At 40.0% G+C, this 658-nt stretch carries 1 protein-coding gene; it reads right to left on the bottom strand.

Annotated elements, in window-relative coordinates:
• Positions 1 to 34 precede the first annotated feature (34 nt).
• On the bottom strand, positions 35 to 658 hold a 624-nt coding region (locus ACFIK8_RS11865; protein ID WP_375669544.1), incomplete at its 5' end, for an adenylosuccinate synthetase.

The following is a 658-nucleotide window of genomic DNA, read 5'->3' as shown; positions in this document are numbered from 1 at the left end:
AATGAAAATCAATATGGAAACTAAAAGGTATTGATTAATCTGCAAAAGGATCAGTAACGAGGATAGTATCTTCACGCTCAGGACTGGTGGATAATAAAGCTACCCGTGCATTAATCAGTTTCTCAATATAGCGTATATATTTGACAGCCTGTGGCGGTAAATCTTCCCAACTCAATGCATGTGCTGTTGCTTCCTTCCAGCCTTCCAATGTCTCATATATAGGCATTACACGCGCTTGTGCTCCCATAGAAGAGGGCAAATAATTAATTCTTTTACCATCAAGCTCATAACCAATACAAATTTTAATTTCATCCAAACCATCCAAAACATCAAGCTTTGTCAATGCTATACCCTGAACACCGCAAATTGTTACCATCTGCCGTACTAAGACAGCATCAAACCATCCACATCGACGTTTCCGACCAGTCACAACGCCAAACTCTTTACCACGCATTCCAAGAAATTCACCAATATCATTTATCTGCTCTGTCGGGAATGGACCTTCTCCAACACGTGTTGTATAAGCTTTTGCAATACCCAAAACATAATGAATTACACCAGGTCCTATACCTGAGCCAGTACATGCCTGTCCAGCAATTGTATTGGATGACGTCACATAAGGATAAGTACCGAAATCATTATCTAATAAAGCACCTTG

The sequence above is a fragment of the Bartonella sp. MR168JLCBS genome, assembly GCF_042194175.1.
The sequence above is the reverse complement of the archived record's forward strand: the minus strand, read 5'-3'. Positions and strand labels throughout refer to the sequence as shown.